Consider the following 26,802-nt stretch of genomic DNA (forward strand, 5'->3'; position numbering starts at 1 on the left):
CAAGTAACGCGTCCGCAGTCCTTTCTCCCTGTCAATCCTTTCACCACGGGAATTCGAACATGAGCAACCTGAATGGCAAGACCGCAGTCGTCACGGGCGCCGCAAGCGGCATCGGCAAGGAAATCGCCCTCGAGCTCGCGAAGGCGGGCGCGGCGGTGGCGATCGCCGACCTGAACCAGGACGGCGCGAACGCGGTCGCCGACGAGATCGTCAAGGCGGGCGGCAAGGCGATCGGCGTCGCGATGGACGTGACGAACGAGGAAGCCGTGAACAGTGGCATCGACAAGGTCGCCGAAACGTTCGGCTCGGTCGACATCCTCGTGTCGAACGCGGGCATCCAGATCGTCAACCCGATCGAGAACTACGCGTTCTCCGACTGGAAGAAGATGCAGGCGATCCACGTCGACGGCGCGTTCCTCACGACGAAGGCCGCACTCAAGCACATGTACAAGGACGATCGCGGCGGCGTCGTGATCTACATGGGCTCGGTGCACTCGCACGAGGCGTCGCCTCTGAAGTCGGCGTACGTGACGGCCAAGCACGGCCTGCTCGGCCTGGCGCGCGTGCTCGCGAAGGAAGGCGCGAAGCACAACGTGCGCTCGCACGTCGTGTGTCCGGGGTTCGTGCGCACGCCGCTGGTGGACAAGCAGATTCCGGAGCAGGCGAAGGAGCTCGGGATCAGCGAAGAGGAAGTGGTGAAGAAGGTGATGCTGGGCAACACGGTCGACGGCGTGTTCACGACGGTGCAGGACGTCGCGCAGACGGTGCTGTTCCTGTCGGCATTCCCGAGCGCGGCGCTCACGGGCCAGTCGTTCGTCGTCAGCCACGGCTGGTTCATGCAATGAAGCCGCACGCCCGCACCGAAAGACAGGCCGTCGACGCGGCGGACCTGCATCACGAGGCCGGCGCACCGGCCGCCGCGCGCACGCTGCCGTACGAGACGATCGCGCTCGTCCTGCAGGGCGGCGGCGCGCTCGGCGCGTACCAGGCCGGCGTGTTCGAAGGGCTGCACGAGGCGGGCATTCCGCTCGACTGGATCGCCGGCATCTCGATCGGCGCGCTCAACACCGCGCTGATCGCGGGCAATGCGCCCGAGCATCGCGTCGAGCGGCTGCGCGAATTCTGGGAAACGATCTGCAAGCCGGCATTCTTCCCGACGATTCCGGCCGCGTTCGAGTTCGCGCTGTTCAACAGCATCGACCAGGTCCGCACCTTCTTCACCGCGTCGCAGGCCGCGAGCGCGATGATGCAGGGCCAGCAAGGCTTCTTCGTGCCGCGCTTCCCGCCGCCGCTGCCGGGCGTGTCCGATCATCCGGAAAAGATCAGCTGGTACGACACGTCGCAGCTGCGCGCGACGCTGCTGAAGCTGTGCGATTTCGACCGGATCAATTCGGGCGAGACGCGCGTGTCGGTCGGCGCGGTCAACGTCGGTACCGGCAACTTCGTGTACTTCGACAACTCGCGCATCCGCCTCGCGCCCGAGCACTTCATGGCGTCGGGCGCGCTGCCGCCCGCGTTTCCGCCGGTCGAGATCGACGGCGACTACTACTGGGACGGCGGCGTCGTGTCGAACACGCCGCTGATGGAAGTGCTGCGCGCCCGGCCGCGCCGCGACACGCTCGCGTTCCAGGTCGACCTGTGGAGCGCGCGCGGGCCGCTGCCGCGCACGATGGCCGACGTCGCCGAACGCACGAAGGACGTGCAGTATTCGAGCCGCACGCGTTTCGTCACCGACACGCTGCAGCGCGAACAGCGCTACCGCAACGTGCTGCGCCACGTGCTCGACCAGGTGCCGGAAGAGCAGCGCAAGTCGGATCCGTGGTGCGTCGAAGCCGAGGCGATGTCAGGCAGCAAGAAGTACAACATCCAGCACCTGATCTACCAGCAGAAGGCGTACGAGCATCACTACAAGGACTATCAGTTCGGTCTGTCGACGATGCGCGACCACTGGTCCGCGGGTCTCGACGACATCCGCAAGACACTCGCGGTCAAGGACGGCCTCGCGCTGCCCAACAACGACGCGGGCTTCGTGACGCACGACATTCACCGCAAGCGGTAAGCCGTGCGCGACGGATCGGCGCGACGCATGCGCCGGTCCGTCCTCTTCTCCGATCCGACATGCCGATTTTCATTGCACTGTTTGCGCTCATCGCCGCGGGATGGGGCGCGGTTCACCTGTTTCACGTCATCGCCGCGCAGTTCAGCCAGCCGGTCGCGATCGCGGCCGCCGTGCTCGCCGCCGCGATCCTGCTCGCGCTGGTCGCCTGGTGGATCAAGCGCCGCCGCGACATCGCACCGAACACGAAGGAAGACGGCTGGACCCACGTCGTGCATCGCGCCTGGGGCGAGCTGCGCGTATCCGCTACACAGGGGCTGCTGTGGCTGTCGCACGACGGCGCGGACGGCCGTTATACGCTGTCGCAGCTCGACGGCTGCCAGGCCGCGCCGATCGGCGGCCGCTGGCATCTCGTCGTACGCGTGCGCGACGCGGCGCGCGGCGAATGGAAGCTGCCGATGACGGACAAGCGCGACGCACAGCGCTGGGCGCGCGTGCTCACGCTGGCGAAGGACAACCGGCTCTGAACCTTCGAGCGCGCGCCCGGCCTGCACGCGCACTCGCACCGCGATCCGCTAGCGTGCGCCGAGCACCCACAGCGAATCGAGCACGTGCTGCGTCGCCCGTTCGACGCAACCGGCCCGATGGGCAATCCCAAGCTCGCGCCACAACGCCGGGCGCAGCGGCCGCATGACGATGCGCGAATCCGGCAGCGGGGCGCCCGCCTCGTGCGGCAGCAGCGTCGCGCCGTAACCGGCGGCGACCAGGCTCTTGATCGCATCGTTGTAGTTGAGTTCGATCCGCGGCTCGGGCCGGTGGCCGCCGAGTGCGAACCATTCGGTCGTGAGCCGCGACAGGCGTGTCGTCGCATCGTTGAGGATCAGCGGACGCGCGGCCAGATACGCCGGCGTCACACGGGCCGGAAGCGGCCAGTCCGCCGGCAGGAACGCCATCACCGGATCGCGTCGCCACGGGCGGATCGACAGCCCCGCGACCGGCGCCTGCGGCAGCGCAACCAGCCCGACATCGAGCGTGCCTTGCGCAAGGCACGCCAGCGTGTCGTGCGACGTGAGCACCGCGATCTGGACATCGATATCCGGATGCTGCGCGCGCAACCCGGCCACCGCCTGCGGCAACAGGTGCGCGATCGCCCCGGTCGATGCGCCCAGACGCACGCGGCCGGTCAATCCCTGCACCTGCCGCTGCACGTCGTCGAGCGTGGATTCGACCTCCGCCAGCAGGCGCCGCGCCCGCTCCACCAGCACTTCGCCGATCGCCGACGGCCGCACGTTGCCGCGCGTGCGGGACAGCAGCGGCGCGCCGACGCGGCTTTCCAGCTCGGCGACATGGAGACTGACGGTCGGCGGGGCCAGATGCAGCCATTGCGCCGCCGCCACGAAAGATCCCTGGTCCGCGATCGCGACCAGCGTACGCAGGCGGTCAAGACTGATCTCGCGCATCGAACACCTCTCGTTCAGAAAAGCTGAAGCAGACAGTCAGCAAATTCAACTTTTCATATTCTAGGCGTTCGGCGGACGATACGGCTTCCCCCGACCACCGAACGCGAGAAACACGACCGCCATGAGCCTCCCCACTGTCTTCATCGACGGCGACCAAGGTACGACCGGACTGCAGATTCACGCGCGCCTGCGCGACCGCACCGACGTGCGGCTGCTCACGCTTCCGGCTGCCGAACGCAAGGACGCCGCGCGGCGCGCCGACGCACTCAACGCATGCGACATCGCGATCCTGTGCCTGCCCGACGCGGCCGCGCGCGAAGCGGTCGGCTTCATCCGGAACCCGGCGGTACGCGTGATCGATGCGAGTTCGGCCCATCGCACGCAGCCCGAATGGGTCTACGGCTTTCCCGAGATGGCCGACGGGCACGCGCAGCGCATCGCGCACGCGAAGCGCGTCACCAATCCGGGCTGCTACCCCACGGGCGCGGTCGGCCTGCTGCGCCCCCTGCTGCAGGCCGGCCTGCTGCCGCGCGACTACCCGGTGAGCATTCACGCGATCTCGGGTTACTCAGGCGGCGGAAGGGCCGCCGTCGAAGCGTTCGAATCGGGCGACGCCGCCGCGCGCGCGCCGTCGCTGCAGGTCTACGGCCTCGCACTCGACCACAAGCACGCCCCCGAGATCCTGCTGCATGCCGGGCTCGCACACCGCCCGTTCTTCGTGCCGGCCTACGGTGCCTATCGACAAGGCATCGTGCTCACCGTTCCGATCGAGCTGCGCCTGCTTCCGGCCGGGGTGACTGGCGAGCGGTTGCACGCGTGTCTCGCGGCGCACTACGCGGATGCGCGTCACGTCGACGTGACGCCGCTGGCGGACACCCGCGCGGCAACGCATCTCGATCCGCAAGCGCTGAACGGGTCCAACGATCTGCGGCTCGGTGTGTTCGTTAACGAGGATCGCGGTCAGGTGCTCCTGTCCGCCGTGTTCGACAATCTCGGCAAAGGGGCATCCGGCGCCGCCGTGCAGAATCTCGACCTGATGCTCGGTGTGTCAGGTGCGGCGTGAATCTTCCGCAGGCGTCGTCGCCGGCCCGCGCGGTACGCGGGCGGGCGTCGCGACTCACGATGCGACGGTGCCTGCACAGCCCCCCGTAAAAGCTCACCTTTAGCCGGTTTCAGGGTGCTTCGTCGCCCGCTGCGGCATTCGGCGCGGCCAGCGTCTGCGCCAGATAATCCACGCACACGCGCACCTTCGCGGACGCCGCGACGCGTTCCGGATACACGGCCCAGATGTTCGCGGGCTGGGTCGCGTCCGGCAGCACGCGACACAGCGCGCCGCGTTCGATCAGCGGCCCGGCTTCCCAGATCGAGCGCAGCACGATGCCGCGCCCGGCCAGCGCCCATTGCACGGCCACCTCGCCGTGATTCGTCGACAGCGCGCCGCCGACCTTCACCGTGACCGTTTCGCCGCGCACGGTCAGCCGCCATACGCCGAACGGATGATCGCGCTCCTTGATTGCGAGACAGTCGTGCGACGCGAGATCCGCGAGCGAGCGCGGGGTGCCGCGTCGCGCGAGATAGTCGGGCGACGCGCACAGCACCCGGTGGTTCGCGGCGAGGCGGCGCGCGATCAGGTGATCGGCGATCTCGTCGCCGATGCGCACGTCGAGGTCGTAGCCTTCGCCCGCGACGTCGACGAGCCGGTCGAACAGATCGAGCCGCACGTTCAGTTGCGGATAGCGCGCGGTGAAATCGAGCAGCGCCGGCGCGACGACGTGCCGGCCGAAGCCGAAGCTGCTCGAGATGCGCAACGTGCCGCGCGGCACCGTGCGCGTGGTCGACACGTCCTCGACGAGATGATCGACGTCGTCGAGGATCTTCTCGGCGCGCGCGAACACCCGCTCGCCGGCCTCCGTGACCGTCACGCGGCGCGTCGAGCGATGCAGCAGGCGCGTGCCGAGCTGCGCCTCGAGCAGCGCGATGCGCTTGCTGACATACGCGGGCGACACCGCGAGCTGTTCGGCAGCCGCGCTGAAGCTCGTCAGACGGACGACCAGGCTGAACACGCGGAGGTCGTCGAGGTTCGGCGATTTGTTCACGATTCGTGGAAAGTCGATTAACCTTTCGCACGATTTTAATCCGGATGGAAATAAATAGAATGGCGTCATGATCCGCTGCGCGCCTCGCCGGCAGCGGCCCGATCCACGATGAAGGAGGAGCACCCGCATGAACGACAGGACTTACCGGATTGCCGTCATTCCCGGCGACGGCATCGGCCGCGAAGTGATGCCCGAGGGCCTGCGGGCCCTCGACGCCGTGACCGCGCGCTTCGGCCTCCGCTTCGACTTCGTCCACATCGACTGGGCAAGCTGCGACTACTACGCGCAACACGGCAAGATGATGCCGGACGACTGGAAGGCGCAGTTGTCGGGCATGGACGCGATCCTGTTCGGCGCGGTCGGCTGGCCCGCGACGGTGCCCGATCACATCTCGCTGTGGGGCTCGCTGCTGAAATTCCGCCGCGAGTTCGACCAGTACATCAACCTGCGTCCGGCACGCCTGTTCGACGGCGTGCCGTCGCCGCTCGCCGGCCGCCGCGCGGGCGACATCGATTTCATGATCGTGCGCGAGAACACGGAAGGCGAGTACTCGTCGGTCGGCGGCACGATGTTCGAAGGCACCGAGCGCGAAATCGTGATGCAGCAGTCGATCTTCACGCGCCACGGCACCGAGCGCGTGCTGAAGTTCGCGTTCGAACTCGCACGGCGCCGCGCGAAGCGCCTCACCGTCGCGACCAAGAGCAACGGCATCGCGATCAGCATGCCGTGGTGGGACGCGCGCACGGCCGAGATGGCCGAACGCTATCCCGACATCGCCGTCGACAAGCAGCACATCGACATCCTGTGCGCGCGCTTCGTGCTGCAGCCGGACCGCTTCGACGTGGTGGTCGCATCGAACCTGTTCGGCGACATCCTGTCGGATCTCGGGCCGGCCTGCACGGGCACGATCGGCATCGCGCCGTCGGCGAACCTGAACCCCGACCGTACGTTTCCTTCGCTGTTCGAGCCCGTGCACGGCTCCGCGCCCGATATCGCGGGGCAGTACATCGCCAATCCGGTCGCGATGATCTGGTCGGCGGCCCTGATGCTCGACTTCCTCGGCAACGGCGCGGGCCGCGAACGCGACGCGCACGATGCGATCGTCGCCGCGATCGAGGACGTGCTGCGCACGGGGCCGCATACGCGCGACCTGGGCGGCCGCGCGGGAACCCAGGAAGTCGGCGAGGCGATCGCCGCGCGAATCACGGGCTGACGGTCACGCCCGGCGCGATCGTACCGCCGGGCCCCCCTGCACGAATCGGCCGGCGGTGAGCGACACGCGATGCGTTCGCGCACCCGTGCCGATTCCGCTGCGTGCAAGGTGAAGTCGAACGGTGAACCGTTTCGCACCGGAGCCCGCACGGCTCGCATCGCGCGTTGTCGAAACCGGTTCGATCGGTGAGTTGCACATCACGCGCGCGCACACCGATCGTCGATGCACCGTCGACCTCGCCCGACCGGTGAGATACGTCACGCGATGAAGCACAGCGTGGCACGCCGATGCGCGCGTCGGGATGCAATGCCGGCGTGAGCGGCACGCCCGCGTTGCCGCGTGCGACGCCGCATCGAACGGTGCGCGGCACACGCGCCGGCACGGCATTTCACCGCGTCCCGAAAAATCTCACCTTCAGACGATCAGCTCCCGCATTTCCTCACCATTGAACCTGCGTGCAGCCTTCTGCCGATCCGTTGAACCGGCCCGCGTCTCACAGCCCGAGATCGGACAGCCCCGGATGATCGTCCGGACGACGGCCGAGCGCCCAGCGATACAGGCGGTCTTCCTCGCGAATCGGCAGGTCGTTGATACTCGCGTGACGATGCGCCATCAGGCCGTTTTCGTCGAACTCCCAGTTTTCGTTGCCGTACGAGCGGAACCAGTTGCCGGCATCGTCATGCCACTCGTATGCAAATCGCACCGCGATGCGATTGCCGCCGAACGCCCACAGCTCCTTGATCAGCCGGTAATCGAGCTCGCGCGTCCACTTGCGCTGCAGCAGCCCGACGATCTCGTCGCGGCCGGTCACGAATTCCGCGCGGTTGCGCCATCGGCTGTGCGGCGTATAGGCGAGCGACACGCGGTGCGGGTCGCGCGTGTTCCACGCGTCCTCGGCGGCGCGCACTTTCTGGCGCGCCGTTTCGAGCGTGAAGGGCGGAACGGGCGGACGGACTTCGGGGGATGCGGACATGGGTTGCTCCTGTTCAGGTGATGGCCACGGACCGCCGCGGCCGGTTCGAATACGCTGCGTCGACTACCGCGACACGGCGTCGAGCAGCAGTTCAGCCGTGGCGCGCGCGTCGCGCGCGGCGTTGGCATCGCCGGTCACGAGCGCCACGCCGATCGCACCGTCGATCAACACGAGCCACTGGCGTGCGAGGCGCGCGAGCCCGCGGCGTTCGATGCCGGTTTCATCGGCATACGCATCGAACCGCTCGCGCACGAATGCCAGCAGGCGCGCCTTGTGCATGCGTGCGACGACCCGCACGGGATCGTCGGCATCGGGGATCTCGCCCGATGCGTTCAGGAATGCGCAGCCGTGAAAGTCCGGCTGCCCGAACCAGTCGCGCAGCACCTCGAACATGCCGAGCAACTGCGCGCGCGGGGCCTTGCCGCGCGCCTGCGTGGCGTCGACGAACCAGCGCATCCAGCGCGCGTCGCGACGTTCGAGCGCAGCCACGACCAGCGCCTCCTTCGATTCGAAATGCGAATAAAAACTCTTCCGTGCCGCACCCGATCGCTTGACGATCGCGTCGACACCGGTCGCATGGATGCCGCCCGAATAGATCAGGGCTTCGGCCGCATCGAGCAGCCGGTCGCGAACGCCCGGTTCGCCGGAAAGGTCGGGAAGTGTGTTCATGGGTTTACGGTAGAACGATCGTTCTCCCTCGTCAACACCTGTGTGAAAAAGCCCTGTCGCCTGCAGGGCTGAACCGCGGCCCTGCCGCACGACGCGGGCCGCCGCGTTTACGACATTTTTTCTTGAAGCGGATACGCGACGCTCACTACACTTCGGTCACCCTGTCTGGGCGAAAGGACATCATGCAGCGACCGGAATCCGCGCGCCCCGCGCGCGCCTATGCGGCTTATGCGAAGCGGCTCGACGGCCGCGTCGTCGTGCGGCGCTTCGACCCGCGCAGCGATTCGTACGACACGTTGAACGCGCTGCTGCGTCGCGCGTTCGCGCCGCTGGGTGCATTGGGATTCAACTGCCCGTGCGTCGACCAGCCGGCGTCGGCCACGCGCGAGCACGTGCTCGCGGGCGAATGCTTCGTCGCGCTCGGCAACGCGCATCTGGTCGCGACGCTGACGATGCGTTCGCACGATCCCGATTCCCGTTGCGATCCGTACCGCAGCCGGCACGTCGCGACGCTCGGCCAGTTGGCCGTCGATCCCGTCTGGCAGGATCGCGGCATCGGCCGTTCGCTGCTCGCGTTCGCGCAGCAGCGGGCCGCCGCACGCGGCGCGACGCACCTTGCGCTCGACGCGCCGTACGCGGCCGTCCGGCTCGTCGACTTCTACCGCCGCGACGGTTTTCACCCGGTCGACGTGATGCGCTTTCCGGAGCACAACTACGACAGCGTGATCCTGTGCAAATCCGTCGGCGTCGCGGACGGTCGCCTTCCGGCCGGCAACACGCTGCAGGTCGACGTCGCGCGGCACGCGGGTGCGGCGTCATGAAGCGCGAACTTCCCGAACGCGATGACGGCGACGATCGCTCGCGGCTCGCCGTCCGGCAGGCACGCGTTCGCGCGGCACTGCGGCTGCGCGGAGTGGTGAAGCTGACGGTCGTCACGATCGCGGTCGCGCAAGCGCTGGCGTTCGCGTTCGAAAGCCTGCTGGTCGCGACCGGTTTCGCGCCGGACGCCGCGACGGTGCTGCTGTTCCGCTTCGTCACCTGCGCGCTCGTCAGCTTCTGGCTGCAGGCGGATGCGTTGCGCGCGTATCAATACGCGGCGCAACACGGGTTCGTGACCGCGCATGGCGCCCCCGGCGATCCGATCGACGTCGCGCCGCAGTGCCCGAAGCGCTGGCTCGTCGTGTTGAGTCTTCAGCTCGACCCGCGCGGGCCAAATGGTGAGCGGATCAAGTAACGGGCTGCGCACCGGTCGACGTCGATCTCGACCCGCGCATGCGTGAGCCGCGACGATGCGCGCGGGCTCACGGTCGACGTTCCGGTTCGTTGGGGCATCCCGTGCGGCGCGCAGCGAGCAATCGCACGGCGGGACGCGGCTGGGCAATACGTGGAGGGGAAGGAAGGGCGTCGGACCGCGTGGCGAAGCGAAGCAAGACCGCGCTCGACAGGTGAAGCAAACGTGCTTTCGCAGGTCACCGGTGAGCAATCGCGTCACGGATTCCGCACGCAGGCACAGCTCCCGAATAATCTCACCTTGATCCCGGTTTCGCGTGTTTCGTCACGGACCACGCAACGCGGACACCGGCGAAAGCGGGGCAGGCGGCGAACGCGCCGCGCTGCCCCCGCGACGGCGCTCAGGCCGTCCAGTCGAGGATCACCTTGCCGCTTTCGCCGGACAGCATCGCGGCGAAGCCCTGCTCGTAATCGTCGGCCGCGAAGCGATGCGTGATGATCGGCGACAGGTCGAGGCCGCTCTGCAGCATCGCGACCATCTTGTACCAGGTCTCGAACATCTCGCGGCCGTAGATGCCCTTGATCTCGAGCCCCTTGAAGATCACCTGGTTCCAGTCGATCGCCGTCTGCGCGGGCGGAATGCCGAGCAGCGCGACCTTGCCGCCGTGGTTCATCGCCTCGAGCATGCTCGTGAATGCGCTCGGCACGCCCGACATTTCGAGCCCGACGTCGAAGCCTTCCGTCATGTGCAGGTCGGACATCACGTCGCGCAGCGACTCGCGCGCGACGTTGACCGCACGGGTCGCGCCCATCTTGCGCGCAAGCTCGAGCCGATAGTCGTTGATGTCGGTGATGACGACGTTGCGCGCGCCGACGTGCTTCGCGATCGCGACGGCCATGATGCCGATCGGGCCGGCGCCGGTGATCAGCACGTCTTCGCCGACGAGATTGAACGACAGCGCCGTGTGCGTCGCGTTGCCGAACGGATCGAAGATCGACGCCAGATCGTCGGAGATCTCCGGCGGAATCTTGAACGCATTGAACGCCGGAATCGCCAGATACTCGGCGAACGCGCCCTCGCGGTTCACGCCGACGCCGACCGTATTGCGGCACAGATGCCGGCGCCCCGCGCGACAGTTGCGACAGAAACCGCACGTGATGTGGCCTTCGCCGGACACGCGATCGCCGATCGCGAAGCCGCGCACTTCCTGCCCCATCTCGACGATCTCGCCGACGTATTCGTGACCGACGTGCATCGGCACGGGAATCGTCTTCTGCGCCCAGTCGTCCCACTTCCAGATATGGATGTCGGTGCCGCAGATCGCCGTGCGGCGGATCTTGATCAGCACGTCGTTGTGGCCGACTTCGGGACGCTTCACGCGCGTGAGCGTCAGGCCGGGGCCGCGTTCGAGTTTTGCCAGTGCTTTCATGGTCGCGCCTCCGTCAGATGATGCCGAGCGACTTGCCGACGCGCACGAACGCGGCGACCGTCCGGTCGATCTGTTCGGGCGTATGCGCGGCGCTCATCTGCGTACGGATACGCGCGCGGCCGCGCGGCACGACGGGGAACGAGAAGCCGATCACGTACACGCCTTCGTCGAGCAGCTTGTCGGCCATGTCGGTCGCGAGCTGCGCGTCGCCGAGCATCACCGGGATGATCGGATGCGCGCCCGGCACGAGCGTGAAGCCGGCCTCGGTCATCTGCTCGCGGAACCGCGCGCCGTTCTCGCGCACGCGCTCGCGCAGCTTCGCGCCTTCGTCGCTGCCGAGCAGTTCCAGCACTTTCAGCGAAGCCGCGGCGATGCTCGGCGTGAGCGTGTTCGAGAACAGGTACGGACGCGAGCGCTGGCGCAGCAGTTCGACGACTTCGCGGCGTGCGGCGACGTAGCCGCCCGATGCGCCGCCGAGCGCCTTGCCGAGCGTGCCCGTGATGATGTCGACCCGGCCTTCGACGCCGCAGTGCTCGGGCGTGCCGCGGCCGTGCGTGCCGATGAAGCCGACCGCATGCGAATCATCGACCATGACGATCGCGCCGTAGCGGTCGGCGAGGTCGCAGATGCCTTTCAGGTCGGCGATGATGCCGTCCATCGAGAACACGCCGTCGGTCGCGATCAGCTTGTGGCGTGCACCGGCTGCCTCGGCCTCCTTGAGCTTCGCCTCGAGGTCGGCTAGGTCGTTGTTCCGGTAGCGGAAGCGCTTCGCCTTGCACAGGCGGATGCCGTCGATGATGCTCGCATGGTTCAGCTCGTCGCTGATCACCGCGTCGTTCTCGTCGAGCAGCGTCTCGAACAACCCGCCGTTCGCGTCGAAGCAGCTTGAATACAGGATGCTGTCCTCGGTGCCGAGAAACGCGGCCAGCGCGCTTTCCAGCTGCTTGTGCACCGTCTGCGTGCCGCAGATGAAGCGCACCGATGCCATGCCGAAGCCGTCCTGGTCGAGGCCGGCCTTCGCCGCATCGACCAGGCGCGGATCGTTCGCCAGGCCCAGATAGTTGTTCGCGCAGAAATTGAGCACGCCGGCGCCGCCGGCGAGTCGCACGGCTGCCGCCTGGGGACTCGCGATCTCGCGCTCGGTCTTGTAAAAACCGTCCGCGCGGATCTGGTCGAGTGTCCCGCGCACCTGGGCGAGAAAGGCATCACGCATCGCAAAGCTCCTGACAGGGATTCGCATGCCGCGACGCACCGCTCGTGGCGGCGGCGCAGCGGCCTGCTACTGTTATAGTCGGTCGTTCGGTTGACCGCATTTATCCGATATTCCGAACTAGAATTCGAAATACCGAACAACTCTAAGCGAACGGAATCCAAATGGCAAGTTCCTCCGGCTCGCGGCGCACGCCTGCCAGCGCCGCCTCGCAACCGCCGGCCGTCACACCGCCGCGCGTCGGCGAACAGATCCAGCGGCTGCGCAACGAACGCAAGCTGACGCTCGACGACCTGTCGCGCGCGGCCGGCGTCTCGAAATCGATGCTCTCCGAGATCGAGCGCGACAAGGCCAATCCGACGATCGCCGTCGCGTGGCGGCTGACGAACGCGCTCGGCATCACGCTCGACGAGCTGTTCTCGCAGCCGAAGGCGCCCGAGACGATCCGGGTAGATGGCCCGCACGACATCCCGACGCTCGCCGGCCACGACGGCCGGTACCAGTTGCGTGTATGGGGCCCGATCGACCTCGCCGGCAAGTTCGAATGGTACGAACTGACGCTGCCGGGCGGCGGCGCGCTGATATCGAACGCGCACGAACCCGGCACGCGCGAGCACCTCACGGTGCTGCAGGGCGCGATGGAAATCGAAGCCGCGGCGGCCAGCCGGCGGCTGAAGGCCGGCGACACCGCGCGCTACCCGGCCGACGAGCCGCACGCGATCCGCAATCCCGGCAAGGCCGAGGCGCGGGCGCTGCTGGTGGTGATACACCGCTGACGGCGGTGCGGATAGCCGGCCAAGGGATCGAGGGCAGGCCTGTTGCGGAAAATACTGTATGTTTGTACAGTATACGGACATTCCGCCATGCATGGGCCGGAGCCGGCGCACCGAGGCGCCCGCCCGGTCGACAGGAGCCTGCGATGACAGAAGAACAGGATTTGGCCGCGCTCGGCTTCAAGGCTGCCGCGCACGACCTCGAATTGATCGTTCGCCATATTGCCGGGCGCTACATCCGTCAGCGCGTCCCGCTGACGTGGCGCCTGCTGCACGCGATCGAAGCCGAGGCGCTTGCCGATCTCGGCTTTGCCAGCCGGCACGAGGCCGGCATGCGTCAATTGTTCGAACGCCCGTCGGACATGACGTTTCCGGAAACGGACGATCCGACCGACTTCGGGCGCTCGAATGCGCTGCCCGCCGCCTTCTCGTTCGCGGTTCTCGCGTACGAGGCGGCAGCCGCGTCTCAGAACGCGGCGCCTCCCGAGCGTGCTCACCGTCCGTCCAAGGCGTGGGGCGACTGATGTCAGCCCGGGCCGCCGTCCGTGGCGGCCCGTCCGGCCTCCTGCTGCCCGGGACATTGCGGAAAAGGCTAACATATACGCAACTAACGGAATAAATGACATGTCCCTTCCCAGCTCTCCCGACACACCGGTACGCCCGGAAGAAAAGGATCTGTTCGACCGCGGCGCATCCGACTGGATCGCCTCGCCCGAAGCCGCTTTCGACGCGTGGCTTGCCATGCAGGACTATCGCCGCTCGTCGGCCGACGTCTATCGCGCGCAATGGGGCGCGTTTCTCACCTGGCTGCGGGCACACCAGAAAAATCTGGCGACGGTCGACACCCCGACCATCGCGAACTTCGTCGGCGAACTGCCGATCCGGAAAACCCAGCGCATGCGCTATCTGCGGCTGATCGAACGTGTGCTCGATCATATCCGGCGCACCGAGTACGCATCGACCAACCCGGCCCGGTTCATTGCTCAGGATGGCGAAGCGAACTGGCGCCAGGCCCGCGACAACGAACCCACCGGTTTCCTGGCGCCGGCCGAACGCGCGACACTGCTCGCCTACCTGTTTTCGCCCATCGGCGTATCCGGCTCCGCGTACTGGAAGGAACGGCGCGACCGCGCGCTCGTCGCCGCGTTTCTCGGCGCCGGCATCAAGACCGGCGAAGCACGCGCACTTACGATTAGTTGCATCAATACGAGTGGAACGTCGTTGCAGATCCAGTCCACCCATCCGGATTTCGCGCGCGAAACCCATCTGGCCTCATTCGCGATTGCACTGCTCGAGGCCTGGCTCACCGAACGCAAGCGTCAGGACATTCCGGGAGAACTCGTGTTCCCCGCATCGCACGCCGGGCGGCCGATGCACAAGGCCACGATGCTGCGTGCGATCGACGCGATCGTGGAGTCGGCCGGGCTCACCTCGTCGCGCACCGCGCGTGCGAGCCCGCAAACGCTGCGCAATACCTATGCGGCCGAACTGTTCGAACACGACGTGCCGCCCGAGCGGGTTGGCAAATGGCTGGGCTTCATGCGGCCGATCTCGTCGAACCGCCTGCATCGTGCCTGGAAAAACTGGCGCGACGGCCTGGCCGACGGTGATGCGTCAGGCCGCGACGAAACTCACTGATCGGAAAACGGCTGCTCGCGCAACGCGAACCGTGAGCAGCCTTGTACGGCGCAGCCTCACCGTTTCCAGGCTCCCGAAAAACCTCACCTCACGCTCCCCGGATCGTCTCACCTGTGCGGTGTCGCCGATCCTTTTGTCACGTGTGCGCGAAGCGCGCGACGGCTTCGAAGCGGGACGGCCATGCGCCCGAAGCGTGCTCGCACTCCGGGCACGCCACTTCAAAACCCGCTTCGCCATGTGACAGTTCCGGCTCGCCGTCGCAATGCGGGCACCGGGCCGGTACCGGAATTTCCGGATCGAGCGAGGTGCCGATCGCGGCAAACGCGTCCGCATCCAGTTGCCCCGTATCGGCCAGGCGCCGAATCAGCGTGGCGATTTCCGGATTCATTCCGCGGCTCGCACGCAGCGAATTCACCTCGCGCGTCGCGCGGTCCAGTTCATCGCCCTGGGTACGCAACTGTTCTTCGAGCCGGTCGGCGCGGGCCTTGGCCGAACTCAGCTGCTGCAGGAAATCGAATTCCTTGCGCTGAACGTCGCGCAAACCGCTCTGGTAGGTCGATGCCATGCTCCGCAACGAATCCAGCTCGACCAGCATCGGCTTGACCCGGCGTTCGGCTTCGGCCACCGCATCCTTGATTTGTTGCGCGTAGTGCTCGGTGCGCTGCTGCAGTTCTGCTTGCAACGCGTCGATCCGGTCGCGCAGCGCGGCGTTCTGCACCTGTTCGGCATCCACACGGCCGGCGGCCGCGGCCAGTTCCTTCTCCAGTCGGGCGACTGTGGTGAGCAACGTCGCCTCGCTTGCCGAACCGTGCGTGGCCTGCGAAGCCAGTTGCACCTCGAGCTCGGTCACGCGAGCCTGCAATTGCTCGTTTCTCGTTTCGCCGCGCGCCAGCGCGCCTTCGAGCGTTTCCTGCCGCACGGTTGCGTCGCGCAAGCGTTGTTCAGCATCGGCGACGCCGGCGCGAACCTGCTCGCGGTCGCCGTCGAGACTGTCTCGCGCTGCTTTCAATGCTTCTTCATAGAGCGCGCCGAGCAACGCACCGGCTTTTTCCTCCACGGACTTCGGGATCGCCGCACCGTCGAGCCGGATTCTGGACGCGGAACGGATGCGCTCCCAGAAATGGTCGATGTCTTTCGGGATATCGCTGGCGCTGCCGGTCTGGGTGAGGTCGCGGACGTTGGCTGCCGACGGCCGGATGCCGAGATCGAAGAACAACCGCTTGCATGCGTGCAGCGACAGTTCCTGGCGCCGCGCACCGCTCGCGCGGAGCGATTCCAGCTCGTCCCGAATGGCTTGGCGTATTTCATCCAGTGTCATGACTGTGCTCGTAGGCATTGAAGTGTTGCAATCATAACGAAATACGTATCTCTCAATACTTATTTCTCGTCGACGTTGTGAATTTACGTCGAGCTGCACAGAAATCGGAGCTGCGAGCCGATCCGAGCGAACGTCGTCCGGCATTCCGTGAAACAAAGCGAAGAAAGTTGGCCAAGCCTTTGTTATGCCAGCGTTTTCCAGCGAGCCCCGAATTTCGGCAGTTGTTTCACATGATGGCGGATCCGGTTGCTTGTTGGTGTTCAGGGGTTGGGGTGTCTGTGGAAAACTCTTCAGCCCATGTCTTGAGAGTATTAGAAGTAAACACCCTTGAACCCTTAGTTAAAAACGTTAACGCCACGGCACAGCCTTATGTAGCAAGGCTGTGCGGCCGACAAGGTGAAGTTTTACGGGAGCTAAGGTGATCTTCTGCGGGAGCTGACGTGATGGGGTTCAGGGAGCAGCGTGAGCCGTTGCAGGAAAGGTCGTGAGCGGATTCGGGATCACAGTGAAACACGAGATTTCCCAAAGGTGAGGTTTTTCGGGGCCTCACAGCCGCGGAACCCGCGCTGTGCCTGGGTGCACAGTTTTCTGCCTGTGCAGACAGAGGTGAGCGCTTGCGGGATATTCTTCGCGCCCCGATTCTGCCCATCTTTTAGGCAATTTTGACGAAAGGTGAGGTTTCACGGGACTTCACAGGGATTTGATGTGAGGGTTTCCGGGAAGCGGACGCCATTTTGCACAGCAAAAGCCCGGTTGGGGGCCTGTGATTCACTAAAGGTGAGACTTTTCGGGAGGAAAATCGGGGTTTTCCTGCCCCGATCCCGTCAAGGTGAGCTTTTTCGGGGCATAAATCACAGGCTGTGATCCGGATGACGGGTGAGCCTTTTCGGGAACGGGATTTGCTCGAAAAATGGTCAAAGGTGAGGCTTTTCGGGATCTCCGAGTGGCCTAATTCGCCGAAAACCCCGCCAGGACTGGGAGAAATCTCGTTTTTGCTGTGCCACTTTTTGGCACAGGTGAGATTTTTCGGGGGCTGGCACGCGGTTGTCGTATGAAGGATTCTCACCGAAAGGTGAGGTTTTTCGGGGGCGGCTGGTGGCGCACAGCCAAATGCCTTCTGTGCATAAGTATCGGAAGGCATTGAGATTTTTGATACCGATCTGGTTACGGTGAGATTATTCGGGAGCCTTGTTCGTGCCGGGAGGCGCACAGCGTTTTTTCGCCAAGGTGAGGTTTTTCGGGAGGTTGCGGTAGCCAGTCCCGCACCTGCCGGGCATTCGTCGACCTCCAAACGAATCGACGCACTGTGCTCAAGGTGAGTATTTTCGGGACATGAGACGGTTCGTGCACTGTACAATGCGCGCCCGGCCCTGCAAAACGGGCCTGCTCGGGTCGCGCCAGCCGGTTTTGTACGTGTGTTCCGGAGGACGGGACTCGCTGACGATCTCCCGGTGAGCCGCGCCTGTACATGCATACAGGCCGATGCGAGGCGATCGGTGAGCCGCGATCCGGGCCCGCTGCCGATGCATGGCCGCGCAGTCGCAAAATTACGACAAATCGAAAGGTGAGTCGATACGGGAGCGAATTTCGCACGTGTCCCGCACAGGTGAAATTCTGTGAATCGGCGCATCCCGCGACACGTCTGGACGAGTCCGAAACGCCGTGATTACGGACCGGTGAGCCTTTTCGGGAGCGCTTGGGGTGAGTGCCGTTTTGCACGCGCGCTTCACCCGCTATGGTGAGCATGTCGTTCTGGACGCACTTCACCGCAGGCGCTATCCTTCCGGAAAACTTCTCCTCCGACCCGACGTATGGCCACGACGAAGCGCGCCAAGAAAACCGATGTGGATGTGGTGAGTGCCAGTTCAGCCGAGTTGCGCAAGGCCGTCGAGGCGATCGCGATTCAGCCGAAGAGCGGCAAGATCACGCTCCTCACTCGCAAGCTGTTCAATGTTCTGCTGGCCGTGGCGCAGCAGGCCGACGACTCGGGCGATACGTATCGCGCGCTGCTGTCGGATATCGTCGCCAACTCCGCTTTCGATTCGAACGACACCGCACTGGTGAAGGAACACCTGCGCCGCATGGTGTCGGTGCAGGTCGAATGGAGCACGGGAACCTCGAGCCAGAAGCCGGGCCGCAAGTGGGGGATCTCGACGCTGATCGCCGACGCGGAAATTCTCGAGGATCCGGCGACCCGCCGCGTGTGGGTCGAATTCTCGTTCGCGCCGAAGATCAAGAAGAAGCTGCTCGACCCGGTCCAGTATGCGCGCCTGAGCCTGCAGTTCCAGAGCCAGCTGCGCAGCAGCGCCGGTCTCGCGCTGTACGAGATCTGCGTGCGCTACCTGACGAACCCGAGCCACCTGACGATGCGCGAGCCGTGGGAATGGTGGCGGCCGATCCTGTCGGGCACGCCCGACACGGAAGCCGGGGACGAGGCGAAGCGCGAGTACAAGTACTTCAAGCGGGACTACCTGCGTCCCGCGATCGCGGAAGTCAACGCGGTCACCAACATCTTCGTCGAACTGATCGAGCACCGCGAGGGGCGCCGGGTCGCGGAGATCCAGTTCCGCGTGACCGAGCGCAAGCAGCCGATGCTCGCGCTCGACGAACATCCGAACGTATTCGACAGCACGCTGGTCGACCGGATGGTGAAGCTCGGCATCCCGCTGAAGGAAGCGCAGACGCTCTATGCGGACAGCGAGGAAAATCGCATCCGCGCCGCACTGCAGATGACCGAGCAGCGGATGCGCAGCACGACGCTGCCGCCGGTGCGCAGCGCGCCGGCGCTGTTCAAGGATGCGCTGAAGAAGGGTTATGCGCCGCCGGTCGAGTCGGTCGACGCGCTGCCTGCCGGTACGCCGTCCGCGAAGGTCGCAGCGGCCCAGCCGGACGATCTGAAGGCTCGCCTGCTGAGCGAGTTCGCGGCGTTCCGCCGCAAGGAAGCGAAGGTGCTGTACGAGGAGCAGGGCGACGCCGAGCGCGAAGTAGCGCGCGAATCGTTCGAATCGGAAGCGCTGCCGACGATGGGCACGCATCTGCGCGACGACTGGCGCAAGCGCGGCCTCGATTCCAAACTGGCCGAGACGGCCTTTTTCGACTGGCTGGCCCAGAAGACCTGGGGCGAGCCGACGGACGGCGATCTGCTGTCGTTCACGCTGAACCAGTCGCGGGCCGCCTGAGGCCCGCTGACGGGCCGCCGCCGGCCCTGCCCCGTCAGCGGGCGGGCCCGGCGTCCTCACCGGGCCCGGCAGGCCGTTTCCATCACTCCGACAACAGCATCCGCTCGAGCTGCTCGAGGATCGCGTCGCGCTTGTCCTTCGGGAGGCCGCGCAGGCGCAATTCGATGCGATCTTCGCCGTACGATTTCAGGTCGCCGACCGACTTGCCGCCGAGCTTGATCTCGAGACGCTGCGCATAGCGCTGGCGGCCCGCGGCCTTCGGCGTTTCCTGCGCCGCGACGCGGCCCTTCACGATGTCCGACACCTGGCGCGTGCTGAGATCGTCCGACACGATCTTGTTGATCAGCCGCAGCGTGGCTTCGGTGCCGCGTGCATTGTGATAGCGGCCGACCTGATACGCCATGTTCGAACCGAAGCGGTCGGGACGCGCGACCATCTCCTGCATGATCGCTTCCGGCAACTTGCCGATCGAGAGCGCGACGGCCACCGTCGACTCGTCGAGGCCCAGATGCTCGGAGAGTTCCTTCTGGCTCTGGAAATGCTTGTCGTCGAGGAAGCGGCGCCACACGACCGCGTTGTCGAACACCGTCTGCGAATCGCGCTGGACGTTGAGGTCGTAGCCGAGCTTGTAGCTCTGGATGCCGATCGGCACATCGATCACGATCGCCTTGACCGATTCCTTGTTCGCTTCCTTCAGCGCCCGTACACGGCGGCCACCGTCGCTGACGAAATACGTGCCCGGGTTGTCGTAATCCGGAATCACGTGGATCGCCTGCTGCTGCCCCTGCTTGGCGAGGTTGACCGCGAGTTCGGCAATCGAGGACTTCAGATAGAAGTGCCGCGGGTTGAACGGGCTATGCTTGATCGCCTTCAGCGACAGCTCGATTACCTGGCCCGGCGCGTAGCGATTCTCGAGACGCCACGCGCGATATTGCGGCGATTCGTCGATCGACGGATCGATCGTGAGTTCCGGAGCCGCCGGCGGTGCGATGTCTTTCTTCGCGGACCGGGCCGGAGCCGGGGTGGGCGTGTCGGACTTGACGATGCCGTCGATCGCATTGAGCCGATCGAGCGCCGTGCGCTTCTCGCTCGTCGTGATATCCGGGCGCGCTTGGAATCCTTTTGCAAATTGGGAGGGTTTCATGTGACTCCTTTGTGCGCATAAAGTCAGGGCAGCATGGCGACGATTTCGTCGGCGCATGCACGGATTTCGGCGGCGGCCAGCTTGCCGCCGCGATCGTTCATCTGCAGCACGGTCTGACCGAGCGCCATCGCCTGCTTGTACGCTTCCCGGGTCGGGATCTGCGTTTTCAGCAACGGGAAGCCGAGTTCCTCGAGCGCGCGCTTGAGCTCGCGGGTCAGCATGCGCTTCTCTTCGGTCTTGTTCAGCAGGAAGACGGCACGGAGGTCTTCATTCATGACCTGCGCCTGCTGGATCAGTTTGACCAGCCCGACGCTCGACCAGTAATCGGCGGGCGACGACGACGTCGGAATCACGGCGATCGACGCGGCCAGCAGGACGACGCCGGATACCTTTTCAGTGATTGACGGCGGGCAGTCCACGACGATGATGTCGTAGTCGTTGATGAACTTCTTGATCTCGCGATGGATCTGGCCATCGGCTTCGGCAAGGTTGACGACCGGAAACGGGATGCCGGTTTCGCTGTCACCGGATGCGCTCGACCAGTGAACCAGTGTGTTTTGACGGTCTGCGTCGATGACGAGGACGCGCTTCCCTTTTTCATGGAACGCGGCACCGAGGTGCATGGCAATCGTGCTTTTGCCGACGCCACCTTTTTGTTGAGTGACTGCAATGATTTCCGCGGCCAATTTTCACTCCTATTTTGGTCGTTGGAATTCTACAGGACGATATTTGGATTTCAATGAAATTGTCGTTCAACAACTACGCATTGGCCATTCGGCTAGCGGTTTATGCGCATAAACGAACCGGTGTCGGGGGATGGCTCGATCGGAAGGCGTGGACGACGGCGGGAATGTTCGATGAGCGACGCGAAGGTTGCGTCGTCACGCGGGGCAATTTCGTCGAGCGCAGGGAATCGCTGCGGTATCGGAGCGGAGCATGCCGCCCTCTCGCAGGAGCGAATCGCCTGCCCGTGATGAGGCGGAGTTTGTGCGCATAAACTCTGCAGAGGCCGAGGCGATTCACTGCGCGGCAGTACAGCCTGCACGCTTTGGGATCGGGTTGCGAGCCGTACTTGCTGGCTGGGCATGCGCTGACTCGACGTGCGCCGTTGAACCCAAGTGCCTCGACACCAAGATGCCGGATGGGCGCCACGTTTATGCGCATAAACCAATGGGTGTCGGGCTGCGAGTGACGAAGCGGCACGCGCCAGCCTCGCCTGAATCTTGCGGCCAGCGGCGAAGCAACACGGCAGCATATTCAAGCGGCCATTGTGCCGGTGCGGTGGAGTTTCGGCACTCGCCTGGCCACGAAGCGCGCGGGACTTCCCCCAGTCACTGCAGGCTTTATGCGCATAAACCAACCGACGTTCAACGCGACCGTCGACCTGGTCCAGACCGGGAAGGCTGTCGTGACGAGCCGGTATCCAGCGCTCCTTGTCGCCCTTGCCGAGATAGATGGCCAACGGACTTTATGCGCATAAACACATCGACTCGCTAGCGTTCATCCCGGTCGGCCCTTCCCTTTTGCGGCCCGCCACACCGCCCCCTCTCGTCCGAGACGCATCGACTCGGCGCCCGATCTCCAAAGGGCCGCCCCACCGAAACCCCCGAAGCAGACTGGCTACAATACGGGGCTCTACCCTTCAGGCCAGAACCATGATCACGATTTACCACAATCCCCGATGCTCGAAGTCGCGCGAGACGCTTGCATTGGTTGAGTCGCTGAACACCACCGGTGCGCCGTTGAACGTCATCGAGTATCTGAAGACGCCGCCGACGGTCGAGGCACTCGAAGCGCTGCACCGGCAGCTTGGCCGCCCGGTTCGCGACATGCTGCGTGACGGCGAGGAGCCGTACAAGACGCTGGATCTGGCCCGCGCGGATCTGACCGATGCGGACGCATACGCAGCGATTGCCGCTCATCCGATTCTGCTGCAGCGGCCCATCGTCGTTTATCGTGGCAAGGCTGCGATCGGCCGGCCGCCCGAATCGGTGCGGTCGCTGTTCGAATAATTCTTGTTCGCCGTATTTTTTTTGTCGCGTCAGCCCGGCGCCACCGCCGCCACGCGAGGTCGGCAGGATCGCCGGGCACCCGGACAATAGTGGGCAGGCCGCCAGGGCCTGTTCACGCGAATAGCGGGCTTGCGCTGGCCCCGGAGGGGCCGAAGCGCAAGGAATGCGACGAAGCGAATACTCGATGTATTCGCGAGGAGCATGACGCGGCGATCGGCCCTTCCGAGGGCCAGCCCCACGAACGATTTTTTCCAGACAAGGGGAACGTGCCTTCGCGCCCGTATTGCGGCGTCGTTCGTCGTTGCAATAACGACGGCTATTGCGCCTCTTCTCTCCTTGCCCTGCCGGCGCAAAGGCACGTTCGCCAGCCCGTTGTTGGCGTGACCAGGCTCTAGACCGAGCCGGACGACTCGCCGTCGTCGCCGGGCCCCTGCCCCGCCGCCGCCTTCGCGGCCGTCCGCAGCAGGCCGATCTGCCCGCGATAGGCTCTGCAGCCGCTGCAAGTCGGCAGGTGCACGCGCACCTGCAGTCGCTCGTGCAGGGTCAGTTTCCTGTCGAGTGCATCCGACAGCAGTCGCGTCACGTCAGTACATTTCCCCGGCAGCATCTTCGGTCGTCAGTCCTTGTTCGCTCAGGCAGGTTCGCAGGCGCGTGCGCGCCCGATACAGCAGCACGCTGCAGTGATTCGTCGTCAGCGTCAATTCGCTGCAGATGTCGGCAATTTCGACGTCGAGAAATTCGCGCATCATGAATACGCGTCCGATCTGCTCCGGCAGGTGATCGAGGCAGGCCTGGAACAGCGTCCAGAACTGCTGCTGCTGCAACAGCGTTTCGGGGCGCGGCCACGGTCGCGGCTTCGCATGCGCGGCCCAGTGGCCGTTCTCCTTGAACAGTTCTCGATCGAGCACGGATTCCCCGTCGAGTTCGGCGTCGAGCGCGGACAGGCTCACCATCCGCTGCCGCGCACGCAGCACGTCGATCAGTTTGTTGCGCAGGATGCCGAACACCCACGTCTTGTGCGCCGACAGCCCCGCGAAATCATTCGCGTGCGACCACGCGGCGGCAAGCGCTTCCTGCACGGCATCTTCCGCCGCGTCGGCATCGCGGAGCTGGAGTCGCGCGAAGCGCAGCAGGTCGCGCCGCAGTTGCGCGAGGTAGGCCGGATCGTCGTAGGCGGACGGCATGTCTGGGTCGGATGTCTCGAGGCAGTCGCACGCGCGCCACCGAGCGGGCGCGTCGCGGTGCGAGCAGCTTACTGGGCGCAGTGCCGGCCTGCAATGCGTGTTCCGTCGCGAATTCACGAAGCCGGCCGGCGCGCTGCGCTATGCTTGCCGAAACCTGTGCCGCGTGCCGAAATCGGCCGCGCGGGAGGCAAGTCGGTCACGCTGGAAAGTCATGGCCGAGTTATCCACAATTTCTGTGGAAAACCTTGTGGAAAGTCGGCCGGCCGGCCCCGTGGGGCGGTTCGCGGGCTGGCTTGCCTATAAACAGACCTTTGTCGCCAGATCGGAAGCAATCGATCCGATTCCTCACTCATCGGAAGGAGAATGCCATGTCCTATCGCATTGCTGTGGTCGTCGGAAGCCTGCGGCGCGCTTCATGGAACCGGGCGCTTGCGCATGCCGTGATCTCGCTCGCCCCCGCCGATTTCTCGTTCGAGTTCGTCGAGATCGGCGAACTGCCGCTGTATTGCCAGGACCACGACGCGGATTTTCCGGAAGTCGCGAAGCGCTTCAAGCAGTCGATCGAAGCCGCCGATGCGCTGCTGTTCGTCACGCCCGAGTACAACCGCTCGATTCCCGGCGTCCTGAAGAATGCGCTCGACTGGGGCTCGCGCCCGTGGGGTTCCAATTCGTGGTCGGGCAAGCCGGGCGCGGTGCTCGGCACGTCGCCGGGCGCGACGGGCACGGCGCTCGCGCAGCAGCACCTGCGCAACGTGCTTGCGTACCTCGACGTCAAGACGCTGGGGCAGCCCGAAATGTTCATCAAGCACGATCCGGCGCGCATCGACGATCAGGGCCAGATCATCAGCGAGGACACCCGCAAGTTCCTGCAAGGCTTCGTCGATCGTTATGCGGGCTGGGTGCGCCTGCTGAAGTCGGCGTGACGATGCTGGCGTGAGCGCCGCACCCGCGCCTGCTCACGCCGGCGCAATGCCGCACGCCGTGCGGGTCACGCGCCGGCGTGGCGTGCATCGCGCGCTTCGCGGATGCCGAGCAGGATCTCGTCGAGCAGCGCGATGTCGAACGGCTTCGACAGTACGCGGACGTTGACGGTGCGCGTGCGGTCGAGCTCCTCCGCGTAACCCGTGACGAGAATCACGGGGAGCTTCACCGGCCGCTGCTCGACCGCTTCGGCGAGGTCGATGCCGTTCAGGCGGCCCGGCATGTGGATATCCGAAATCACGAGGTCGAACGCGTCGTTCGCGGCCGCGCCCTCGATCAGGCGCAATGCGTCGTCGGCGCTGGGCGCATAGGTCACGCGGTGCCCGAGCAGCGACAACAGCGCTTCGGTGCCGGCCGCGACCTCGCTGTTGTCCTCGACGAGCAGCACGTGCAGGCCGGCGAGCGCGCCCGCGTCGTGCGCGACGGCCTGCGGCCGCGCGACCACATCCTCGGCGCGCGCGCGCGGCAGGTAGAGGCGCACCGACGTGCCGGCGCCCACCGCGCTGTCGATCGTCGCGAGGCCGCCCGAACGCTCGCAGAACGCGAACACTTGCGGCAGGCCGAGCCCCGTACCCATCCCCTGCGCCTTGGTCGTGAACAGCGGCTCGAACGCGCGCGCGAGCACGTCGGGCGCCATGCCCGAACCCGTATCGTCGAGCGAGATCTGCACGAAGTCGCCGATCAGCGGAAAGCCGTCCTCGCGGCGCAGCGTCACGTTGCGCGCGCCGACCGTGAAGCGGCCGCCTGCCGCCATCGCGTCGCGTGCGTTGACCGCGAGGTTGATCACCGCGAGTTCGAGCTCCGCCACGTCGACGCGGATCGGCCAGACGCCGGGCTCGATCGCGACGACCAGCGACGATTTCGAGCCGAGCGACGTCTTCAGCAGTTCGCGGCACGTGCCGACCCACTGCCCGACGTCGATCGTCTCGTTGTGCAGCGGCTGCTTGCGCGCGACGCCGAGCAGCTGGCGCGTGAGCGACTGGCCGTTCTTCAGCGCGCGTTCGATCGCGCCGAGTTCCTTGTCGAGATGCTCGACCCCGCGCCGCCGCGCGATCTGCACGTTGCTCGAGATGATCATCAGCAGGTTGTTGAAGTCGTGCGCGACGCTGCCGACGAGGTTGCCGAGCGCCTGCATCTTGCGCGACTGCCGGTACGCCGATTCGATCGAGCGGCGCATCGAGGCCTCGGCCTGCCAGCGGTCCCACGCCTCCTCTTCCGCCTTCAGCCGCTTGAGCGACAGCCAGATCACGGACCACAGCGCGACCGACGGCGCGAACATCGAGATGAACAGTACGCTCAGGTGCTCGTACCACTCGTGCCAGATTGCCGACGTGCGGTACGCGCACGTCACGTAGACGGGATAGCTGCCGACCTGGCGATACGCGACGATCTCGCTGCTACTCGCGCCGTCGTGGCGCACGCGCACGACCCCGGCGCGCGGATCGTTGCGCGCATCGCCGAACGTGACCGCGCGATCGGTGTGCGCGAGCGCCGGCGGCGGCGGATACGACGCGATCACGGCGCCGTCCGAGCGCGAGAGCGCCATCGTCATCGGCGTGTTCGCGCCGCCGAGCAGGTCGCGATAGAACGCGTTGAAATACGACGACTTCAGTGCGATCGACACCATCCCGGCGAACGAACCGTCGCTATGGCGCCGCGCGACGCCGGTGTTGAACACGGGAATGTTCTCGAGCTTGAGCGGCCCCATCATCAGCCGCGAGACGTGTTCGATGACCTTGCCGTCGCGGATGCCGGCGAAGTCGTCGCGGTTCGCGATCGACGCATACGGCGCCGGATAGTAGAGGCTGTTGGCGAGCAGCATCCCGCTCGCGCCGAAGATCGACACGGCCGCCACCTGCGGATAGCCGCCGCCGATCGTGTTCAGCGCCTCGTGGATGTCGGATTCCCGGCCGCGCACGGTCGCGTCGTCCATGTCCTGCACGAGATCGACGATGCGCGCATCGAGCGTTTCGCTCAGGTCGAAGACCTTGAGCGCGTGCTCCTCGGCCACGCGCACGGTGCGCATCGTCACGTCGCTCGCGGCGGCCTCGCGCGCCTTCAGGTCGTTGTAAGCCATGACCGCCACGTAGATGCAGGGCAGCACGATCGCGGCAACGAGCAGCACGATCAGCGTCACGCGGCGCACCGCGAAATCGTGCTCGGGCGCACCGGACGCGTAGCTGCTGTCGTCCTGCCAGTCGTCGGCGGGCGTGGAGGCGGGGGCGTGGGAGTCGGC

25 protein-coding genes are annotated in these 26,802 nt (G+C 65.7%); 13 read left to right on the forward strand and 12 right to left on the reverse strand.

Annotated features, from left to right (window positions below; genetic code table 11):
- Positions 1–59 precede the first annotated feature (59 nt).
- The 3 genes from GQ56_RS0136360 to GQ56_RS0136370 are packed head-to-tail and all read left to right on the forward strand — an operon-like array spanning position 60 to position 2,583.
- The gene (locus GQ56_RS0136360) at positions 60–845 is read left to right on the forward strand and encodes a 3-hydroxybutyrate dehydrogenase (protein WP_031403316.1); all 786 of its coding nucleotides are present in this window, start codon (positions 60–62) and stop codon (positions 843–845) included.
- The gene (locus GQ56_RS0136365) at positions 842–2,059 is read left to right on the forward strand and encodes a patatin-like phospholipase family protein (protein ID WP_031403317.1); all 1,218 of its coding nucleotides are present in this window, start codon (positions 842–844) and stop codon (positions 2,057–2,059) included. Before GQ56_RS0136360 ends, GQ56_RS0136365 begins: the two co-directional genes overlap by 4 nt.
- Positions 2,060–2,118: 59 nt before the next feature.
- Positions 2,119–2,583, forward strand: coding sequence for a hypothetical protein (locus tag GQ56_RS0136370; protein ID WP_031403318.1), 465 nt, complete (start codon positions 2,119–2,121; stop codon positions 2,581–2,583).
- A gap of 48 nt (positions 2,584–2,631) precedes the next feature.
- Here the strand turns inward: GQ56_RS0136370 and GQ56_RS0136375 are convergent, their stop codons facing one another.
- Positions 2,632–3,516: a LysR family transcriptional regulator gene (locus GQ56_RS0136375; RefSeq protein ID WP_031403319.1), complete on the reverse strand. Its 885-nt coding sequence runs from the start codon at positions 3,514–3,516 to the stop codon at positions 2,632–2,634.
- Positions 3,517–3,637: 121 nt separating this feature from the next.
- Here GQ56_RS0136375 and argC point away from each other — a divergent pair, with 121 nt between their 5' ends.
- Positions 3,638–4,579: an N-acetyl-gamma-glutamyl-phosphate reductase gene (argC, locus tag GQ56_RS0136380; RefSeq protein WP_031403320.1), complete on the forward strand. Its 942-nt coding sequence runs from the start codon at positions 3,638–3,640 to the stop codon at positions 4,577–4,579.
- Between the two features lie 109 nt (positions 4,580–4,688).
- Here argC and GQ56_RS0136385 read toward each other — a convergent pair whose 3' ends face one another.
- Positions 4,689–5,612: a LysR substrate-binding domain-containing protein gene (locus GQ56_RS0136385; protein WP_031403321.1), complete on the reverse strand. Its 924-nt coding sequence runs from the start codon at positions 5,610–5,612 to the stop codon at positions 4,689–4,691.
- Between the two features lie 127 nt (positions 5,613–5,739).
- On the opposite strand from GQ56_RS0136385, the gene GQ56_RS0136390 reads away from it, so the two are divergent.
- Positions 5,740–6,825 (forward strand): tartrate dehydrogenase, encoded by a 1,086-nt coding sequence (locus tag GQ56_RS0136390; protein ID WP_031403322.1) that lies wholly within the window; start codon positions 5,740–5,742, stop codon positions 6,823–6,825.
- Between the two features lie 493 nt (positions 6,826–7,318).
- Here the strand turns inward: GQ56_RS0136390 and GQ56_RS0136395 are convergent, their stop codons facing one another.
- Both GQ56_RS0136395 and GQ56_RS0136400 read right to left on the reverse strand, forming a co-directional pair.
- Positions 7,319–7,798 carry a nuclear transport factor 2 family protein gene (locus GQ56_RS0136395; RefSeq protein ID WP_031403323.1) on the reverse strand — a complete coding sequence of 160 codons (480 nt, stop codon included), beginning with the start codon at positions 7,796–7,798 and terminating at the stop codon, positions 7,319–7,321.
- A 63-nt stretch (positions 7,799–7,861) separates the two neighbouring features.
- Positions 7,862–8,467: a TetR/AcrR family transcriptional regulator gene (locus tag GQ56_RS0136400; RefSeq protein WP_031403324.1), complete on the reverse strand. Its 606-nt coding sequence runs from the start codon at positions 8,465–8,467 to the stop codon at positions 7,862–7,864.
- 182 nt (positions 8,468–8,649) lie between these two features.
- Between GQ56_RS0136400 and GQ56_RS0136405 the strand changes: the two genes are divergently transcribed.
- Entirely contained in the window at positions 8,650–9,288 is a 639-nt protein-coding gene (locus tag GQ56_RS0136405; RefSeq protein ID WP_031403325.1) for a GNAT family N-acetyltransferase, read from the forward strand.
- Positions 9,285–9,701: a hypothetical protein gene (locus GQ56_RS0136410; protein ID WP_031403326.1), complete on the forward strand. Its 417-nt coding sequence runs from the start codon at positions 9,285–9,287 to the stop codon at positions 9,699–9,701. The genes GQ56_RS0136405 and GQ56_RS0136410 overlap by 4 nt, the downstream gene beginning before the upstream one ends.
- Positions 9,702–10,098: 397 nt before the next feature.
- Here the strand turns inward: GQ56_RS0136410 and tdh are convergent, their stop codons facing one another.
- Together tdh and GQ56_RS0136420 are read right to left on the reverse strand one after the other, a co-directional pair.
- Positions 10,099–11,127, reverse strand: coding sequence for an L-threonine 3-dehydrogenase (gene tdh / locus GQ56_RS0136415; protein WP_031403327.1), 1,029 nt, complete (start codon positions 11,125–11,127; stop codon positions 10,099–10,101).
- A 13-nt stretch (positions 11,128–11,140) separates the two neighbouring features.
- Positions 11,141–12,340, reverse strand: coding sequence for a glycine C-acetyltransferase (locus GQ56_RS0136420; RefSeq protein ID WP_031403328.1), 1,200 nt, complete (start codon positions 12,338–12,340; stop codon positions 11,141–11,143).
- Positions 12,341–12,501: 161 nt separating this feature from the next.
- Between GQ56_RS0136420 and GQ56_RS0136425 the strand changes: the two genes are divergently transcribed.
- The 3 genes from GQ56_RS0136425 to GQ56_RS0136435 all read left to right on the forward strand — a co-directional run bounded on the left by GQ56_RS0136425 (position 12,502) and on the right by GQ56_RS0136435 (position 14,748).
- Positions 12,502–13,113: a helix-turn-helix domain-containing protein gene (locus GQ56_RS0136425; RefSeq protein WP_031403329.1), complete on the forward strand. Its 612-nt coding sequence runs from the start codon at positions 12,502–12,504 to the stop codon at positions 13,111–13,113.
- A gap of 143 nt (positions 13,114–13,256) precedes the next feature.
- Positions 13,257–13,634: a DUF2471 family protein gene (locus GQ56_RS0136430; protein WP_031403330.1), complete on the forward strand. Its 378-nt coding sequence runs from the start codon at positions 13,257–13,259 to the stop codon at positions 13,632–13,634.
- A gap of 100 nt (positions 13,635–13,734) precedes the next feature.
- Positions 13,735–14,748, forward strand: a complete 1,014-nt coding sequence (locus GQ56_RS0136435; protein WP_031403331.1) for a tyrosine-type recombinase/integrase — start codon at positions 13,735–13,737, stop codon at positions 14,746–14,748.
- Between the two features lie 136 nt (positions 14,749–14,884).
- Here the strand turns inward: GQ56_RS0136435 and GQ56_RS0136440 are convergent, their stop codons facing one another.
- A complete protein-coding gene (locus GQ56_RS0136440; protein ID WP_031403332.1) occupies positions 14,885–16,066 on the reverse strand; it encodes a DNA-binding protein in 1,182 nt (393 codons plus the stop codon).
- 1,811 nt (positions 16,067–17,877) lie between these two features.
- On the opposite strand from GQ56_RS0136440, the gene GQ56_RS0136445 reads away from it, so the two are divergent.
- Positions 17,878–19,245 (forward strand): replication initiation protein, encoded by a 1,368-nt coding sequence (locus GQ56_RS0136445; RefSeq protein WP_031403333.1) that lies wholly within the window; start codon positions 17,878–17,880, stop codon positions 19,243–19,245.
- Between the two features lie 82 nt (positions 19,246–19,327).
- On the opposite strand, the gene GQ56_RS0136450 is transcribed toward GQ56_RS0136445, so the two are convergent.
- Positions 19,328–20,389 carry a ParB/RepB/Spo0J family partition protein gene (locus tag GQ56_RS0136450; protein ID WP_031403334.1) on the reverse strand — a complete coding sequence of 354 codons (1,062 nt, stop codon included), beginning with the start codon at positions 20,387–20,389 and terminating at the stop codon, positions 19,328–19,330.
- Positions 20,390–20,412: 23 nt separating this feature from the next.
- Entirely contained in the window at positions 20,413–21,075 is a 663-nt protein-coding gene (gene parA, locus GQ56_RS0136455; protein ID WP_031403335.1) for a ParA family partition ATPase, read from the reverse strand.
- Between the two features lie 969 nt (positions 21,076–22,044).
- Between parA and arsC the strand changes: the two genes are divergently transcribed.
- Entirely contained in the window at positions 22,045–22,401 is a 357-nt protein-coding gene (arsC, locus tag GQ56_RS0136460; protein WP_031403336.1) for an arsenate reductase (glutaredoxin), read from the forward strand.
- Between the two features lie 391 nt (positions 22,402–22,792).
- Here arsC and GQ56_RS0136465 read toward each other — a convergent pair whose 3' ends face one another.
- A complete protein-coding gene (locus GQ56_RS0136465; protein WP_031403337.1) occupies positions 22,793–23,008 on the reverse strand; it encodes a zf-HC2 domain-containing protein in 216 nt (71 codons plus the stop codon).
- Entirely contained in the window at positions 22,986–23,585 is a 600-nt protein-coding gene (locus GQ56_RS0136470; RefSeq protein WP_031403338.1) for an RNA polymerase factor sigma-70, read from the reverse strand. Before GQ56_RS0136470 ends, GQ56_RS0136465 begins: the two co-directional genes overlap by 23 nt.
- Before the next feature lie 368 nt (positions 23,586–23,953).
- On the opposite strand from GQ56_RS0136470, the gene GQ56_RS0136475 reads away from it, so the two are divergent.
- On the forward strand, positions 23,954–24,508 hold the full coding sequence (locus GQ56_RS0136475; RefSeq protein ID WP_031403339.1) for an NADPH-dependent FMN reductase: 555 nt from the start codon (positions 23,954–23,956) through the stop codon (positions 24,506–24,508).
- 65 nt (positions 24,509–24,573) lie between these two features.
- On the opposite strand, the gene GQ56_RS0136480 is transcribed toward GQ56_RS0136475, so the two are convergent.
- Positions 24,574–26,802, reverse strand: a 2,229-nt coding sequence (locus tag GQ56_RS0136480) for a hybrid sensor histidine kinase/response regulator (RefSeq protein WP_031403340.1), incomplete at its 5' end; no start/stop codon positions are given.

The sequence above is a fragment of the Burkholderia paludis genome (genome assembly GCF_000732615.1).
GTDB lineage: Bacteria > Pseudomonadota > Gammaproteobacteria > Burkholderiales > Burkholderiaceae > Burkholderia > Burkholderia paludis.

Coding starts and splice junctions, on each gene's coding strand:
- GQ56_RS0136360 (WP_031403316.1), top strand. CDS start 60: ATGAGCAACCTGAATGGCAAGACCGCAGTCGTCACGGGCGCCGCAAGC.
- GQ56_RS0136365 (WP_031403317.1), top strand. CDS start 842: ATGAAGCCGCACGCCCGCACCGAAAGACAGGCCGTCGACGCGGCGGAC.
- GQ56_RS0136370 (WP_031403318.1), top strand. CDS start 2,119: ATGCCGATTTTCATTGCACTGTTTGCGCTCATCGCCGCGGGATGGGGC.
- GQ56_RS0136375 (WP_031403319.1), bottom strand. CDS start 3,516: ATGCGCGAGATCAGTCTTGACCGCCTGCGTACGCTGGTCGCGATCGCG.
- argC (WP_031403320.1), top strand. CDS start 3,638: ATGAGCCTCCCCACTGTCTTCATCGACGGCGACCAAGGTACGACCGGA.
- GQ56_RS0136390 (WP_031403322.1), top strand. CDS start 5,740: ATGAACGACAGGACTTACCGGATTGCCGTCATTCCCGGCGACGGCATC.
- GQ56_RS0136395 (WP_031403323.1), bottom strand. CDS start 7,798: ATGTCCGCATCCCCCGAAGTCCGTCCGCCCGTTCCGCCCTTCACGCTC.
- GQ56_RS0136400 (WP_031403324.1), bottom strand. CDS start 8,467: ATGAACACACTTCCCGACCTTTCCGGCGAACCGGGCGTTCGCGACCGG.
- GQ56_RS0136405 (WP_031403325.1), top strand. CDS start 8,650: ATGCAGCGACCGGAATCCGCGCGCCCCGCGCGCGCCTATGCGGCTTAT.
- GQ56_RS0136410 (WP_031403326.1), top strand. CDS start 9,285: ATGAAGCGCGAACTTCCCGAACGCGATGACGGCGACGATCGCTCGCGG.
- tdh (WP_031403327.1), bottom strand. CDS start 11,127: ATGAAAGCACTGGCAAAACTCGAACGCGGCCCCGGCCTGACGCTCACG.
- GQ56_RS0136420 (WP_031403328.1), bottom strand. CDS start 12,340: ATGCGTGATGCCTTTCTCGCCCAGGTGCGCGGGACACTCGACCAGATC.
- GQ56_RS0136425 (WP_031403329.1), top strand. CDS start 12,502: ATGGCAAGTTCCTCCGGCTCGCGGCGCACGCCTGCCAGCGCCGCCTCG.
- GQ56_RS0136430 (WP_031403330.1), top strand. CDS start 13,257: ATGACAGAAGAACAGGATTTGGCCGCGCTCGGCTTCAAGGCTGCCGCG.
- GQ56_RS0136435 (WP_031403331.1), top strand. CDS start 13,735: ATGTCCCTTCCCAGCTCTCCCGACACACCGGTACGCCCGGAAGAAAAG.
- GQ56_RS0136440 (WP_031403332.1), bottom strand. CDS start 16,066: ATGACACTGGATGAAATACGCCAAGCCATTCGGGACGAGCTGGAATCG.
- GQ56_RS0136445 (WP_031403333.1), top strand. CDS start 17,878: ATGGCCACGACGAAGCGCGCCAAGAAAACCGATGTGGATGTGGTGAGT.
- GQ56_RS0136450 (WP_031403334.1), bottom strand. CDS start 20,389: ATGAAACCCTCCCAATTTGCAAAAGGATTCCAAGCGCGCCCGGATATC.
- arsC (WP_031403336.1), top strand. CDS start 22,045: ATGATCACGATTTACCACAATCCCCGATGCTCGAAGTCGCGCGAGACG.
- GQ56_RS0136465 (WP_031403337.1), bottom strand. CDS start 23,008: ATGCTGCCGGGGAAATGTACTGACGTGACGCGACTGCTGTCGGATGCA.
- GQ56_RS0136470 (WP_031403338.1), bottom strand. CDS start 23,585: ATGCCGTCCGCCTACGACGATCCGGCCTACCTCGCGCAACTGCGGCGC.
- GQ56_RS0136475 (WP_031403339.1), top strand. CDS start 23,954: ATGTCCTATCGCATTGCTGTGGTCGTCGGAAGCCTGCGGCGCGCTTCA.